The organism is Bacillus sp. S4 (assembly GCF_040838205.1).
GTDB classification, from domain to species: Bacteria; Bacillota; Bacilli; order Bacillales; family Bacillaceae_G; genus Bacillus_A; species Bacillus_A cereus_U.
This window is the reverse complement of the sequence record NZ_JBFPJI010000424.1, coordinates 1-2458: the sequence shown is the minus strand read 5'-3', so window position 1 is coordinate 2458 and position 2458 is coordinate 1. Positions and strand designations below refer to the sequence as shown.

The window sequence follows — 2458 nt, the reverse complement described above, 5'->3', positions numbered from 1 at the left end:
AACCTGTAATGATGATTGAACACTTAAATTTGGTACAATAATTAGCCAAAATAGTGAGGACAGTAGTTGTGAGATAAACTCATTAAAACTCTAAAACACTAAAGGGGAGATCACATATGAAAGCAGTAGTAGTTAATAAAAACAGCAAAGCAAATATTGAAGTTATTGAAAAAGAATTACGTCCGTTACACTCGGGTGAAGCGCTAGTAGATGTAGAGTATTGTGGAGTTTGCCACACTGATTTACACGTTGCGAATCATGATTTTGGAAACACCGATGGCCGCATCCTTGGTCATGAGGGTGTAGGTATTGTTACTAAAATTGCTGATGATGTTACTTCACTAAAGATAGGTGACCGTGTAAGTATTGCATGGATGTTCCAATCTTGTGGACGTTGTGAATATTGCGTAACGGGGAGAGAAACATTCTGCCGTGAAGTGAAAAATGCTGGTTATTCAGTAGATGGTGGTATGGCTGAACAATGTATTGTTACAGCTGATTATGCGGTGAAGGTACCAGAAGGATTAGATCCTGCTCAAGCATCATCAATCACATGTGCGGGCGTAACTACATATAAAGCTATAAAAGTATCAGACATTAAACCTGGTCAACCTATCGTAATCTATGGTTGTGGTGGATTAGGTAACCTAGCTATTCAATATGCTAAAAACGTATTTGGTGCAAAGGTAATTGCAGTAGATATCAATGACGACAAATTAGCCTTAGCAAAAGAAGTTGGTGCTGATATGACTATCAATCCGATTTCTCAAGGTCCTGCTGATAAAATTGTTCAAGAGGAGTTTGGTGGTGCTTATGCTGCTGTAGTAACAGCGGTTTCTAAAGTAGCCTTCAACTCAGCAGTTGATGCAGTACGTGCTTGCGGTAAAGTAGTTGCGGTAGGTTTACCAGTAGAAACTATGGATTTAAACATTCCACGACTTGTATTAGACGGGATTGAAGTAGTTGGTTCTCTAGTTGGTACTCGTAAGGATCTGGAGGAGGCATTTATGTTCGGCGCAGAAGGAAAAGTAGTGCCAGTTGTTCAAACGTGTTCTCTAGATAAAGTACAAAATGTATTCGAAGAAATGGAACAAGGTAGAATTCAAGGACGTATGGTAATCGATTTTAAACAGCATAATTGTGATTGTAAATAATTCACTTTAAATATAAAAAGCATGAGTCTAGCAAAGGACATTTAAAAAAGTTAGACGGCATAAAAAAGATGATCCCTCGTATTCAATAGGGATCATCTTTTTTATATTCTACTAATATCAATGCCAATTAATACTTGATTGATGAGACATGATTAAAAGTTCACTTTATTTGCAAACGAAAAAGAATCTTTATTTTCAACAAATTTTTTATGATCTGGAACGGTTTGAATTGCTACAACTTGCGAATCTCTTGCTTTCAGTGCATCTTGAATCCCGATTGTCATAAGCTTAATAAAAAGAATCGTAATAAAGAATGAAATGAGAGTATAAAAAATAATCCACCATGAAAGATGCATTTCATAACGATTTAATCCAATAAGACCTGCCCAATCATTAGATAGAGAAACAGGTTTGGGCACTCCGTCATAGAGTTCCCGCATTTGTATCCCGCCAATTACAATGTTAAGCAACGCTAAATGGATAACGAGTATGAGTGTTTGGACGATATGTTCCATAAATAACACAAATAAGCGATCAAGTAATAAGACTCGTAAGTGTTTTTTGATAATATGAAAACGGCTAGCACCCAGTAATTGTGAACTTAAAATGTAATCTCGTTTCATAAATTCATCAACCTCTGAGGAGATATATAAAGAAAGTGTAGGTAGAGCGACGAAAATAAGTACGAGAACTTGATAAAACGTAAATGAAATATTTGGATCTAATCTATCAGCATTTGATGTAATTACAATATTAACGGGCGTGATGAGTATGAATGCGATAAATAGAGTTGGGATATAATAAAAAACTTCTGAGCATGCCTGGAAAAATCTCTTGAATCTTGGAGCGTATAAACTCAAGAGGATTCCTATACATGTTCCACATAAAATTCGAAAGAAGCTAATTGCCACGGCTAATAAAATGGTGAATTTTGCTCCTTCTACAATTTGTAAGAAAACAGACTCTCCAAAACGATCAGATCCAAAAGGCGGCATTAACGATGGCGAAAAGGGGGCCTTTCCAAGTAATTCGTTATTGTCATTGTAAAGTAACTGAGGAGGTTTTGGGATGTTATCTTTAAAGAACCAACTATAAATAAAACTAGCTGAAACAAGTATGAATAGATAAGTAAACCCGATTAAAAATCGTTTTGATTTCCAAATAGATTTCATAATGCTGCTCCTTTCAATTGCTTTTGCCATCTATTCATCATGAATGAGATTATTTGAAAAATGGCATAAAACGGTAAAATAATCATAACAAGTATGATAAATGCAGCTGGAGGTGAAATAAACGCCTTCTTA

2 protein-coding genes and 1 pseudogene are annotated in these 2458 nt (G+C 35.7%); 1 reads left to right on the top strand and 2 read right to left on the bottom strand.

Going from position 1 to position 2458, the window contains the following annotated elements:
* Positions 1-116: 116 nt before the first annotated feature.
* Entirely contained in the window at positions 117-1154 is a 1038-nt protein-coding gene (gene adhP / locus AB3X48_RS21095) for an alcohol dehydrogenase AdhP (protein ID WP_002012687.1), read from the top strand.
* A 152-nt stretch (positions 1155-1306) separates the two neighbouring features.
* On the opposite strand, the gene AB3X48_RS21090 is transcribed toward adhP, so the two are convergent.
* Positions 1307-2326, bottom strand: a complete 1020-nt coding sequence (locus tag AB3X48_RS21090; protein ID WP_246907648.1) for an ABC transporter permease — start codon at positions 2324-2326, stop codon at positions 1307-1309.
* A pseudogene (locus AB3X48_RS22145) lies at positions 2323-2458 on the bottom strand (ABC transporter permease subunit); the annotation flags it as partial. The gene AB3X48_RS21090 and the pseudogene AB3X48_RS22145, both read right to left, overlap by 4 nt.